This is a genomic window from Idiomarina sp. UBA4206 (assembly GCF_002383015.1).
GTDB classification, from domain to species: domain Bacteria; phylum Pseudomonadota; class Gammaproteobacteria; order Enterobacterales; family Alteromonadaceae; genus Idiomarina; species Idiomarina abyssalis.
Genome location: NZ_DFTS01000004.1, coordinates 69,200 through 69,886 on the forward strand (window position 1 = coordinate 69,200; position 687 = coordinate 69,886).

Sequence of the window (687 nt, forward strand, 5' to 3'; positions counted from 1 at the left end):
AGCTTGTTTCTTCAATTCAAATTTGTCGCTGCTGTATACGCTAAACTGACCGCTGTTATCCAGAATCGTAATCTCTTTTTCATCGTAGATAACAATGTAAGGGCTGTAGGTTTCAACTAAAGGCCAGCGGCGTTTAAGTGTTTGCAAGCTTTCGCCATTTGTATAATTTTTATGAGAGCCTGCGCAGGAAATTCGGTTTTCCAGCATGGTTGGTACAATGTCCATTAGCCCGGCAATCGGTTGATCAGCCAGTTGGTAGTCACGCTGCCAAAGTGGTACTTGCATATTCTCAAGTGCAAACTGCTTATTCCCTAACAACTCTTCACTTTGTGCGGGTGATAAGGATGTTATCAGCAACTGATGACCTGCCGTTTGCTGAAGTACCTTGTCTAGTGCTGAAATATCGCTTTCGGTCATTAGAACAACATTCAGTTGATTTTGACTACGGGCCGAAAACTCTGTGAGATTTTGGCTGTGCCAATCACTGTTGAACTGGCTCAGGCTAAGCGAATCTTCCCAGTTCTGACTATGATACCAGCGAATATCAAAGTTAAAGTCATTCAGCGGCTTCAGATACGCCGGAGTGAGTTGCTGACGCTCAATAGATTCCTGATAAAAGTCGGGCAGACCATACAGAACCTGAAACAGACCACCTTCGCGGTTAGGGTGTGCCAGCAATTGCAGCTT

Annotated in this window: 1 pseudogene; it reads right to left on the bottom strand. The window is 44.7% G+C overall.

Annotated features, from left to right (window positions below):
- A pseudogene (locus tag B3180_RS00695) lies at positions 1-687 on the bottom strand (alkaline phosphatase); the annotation flags it as partial.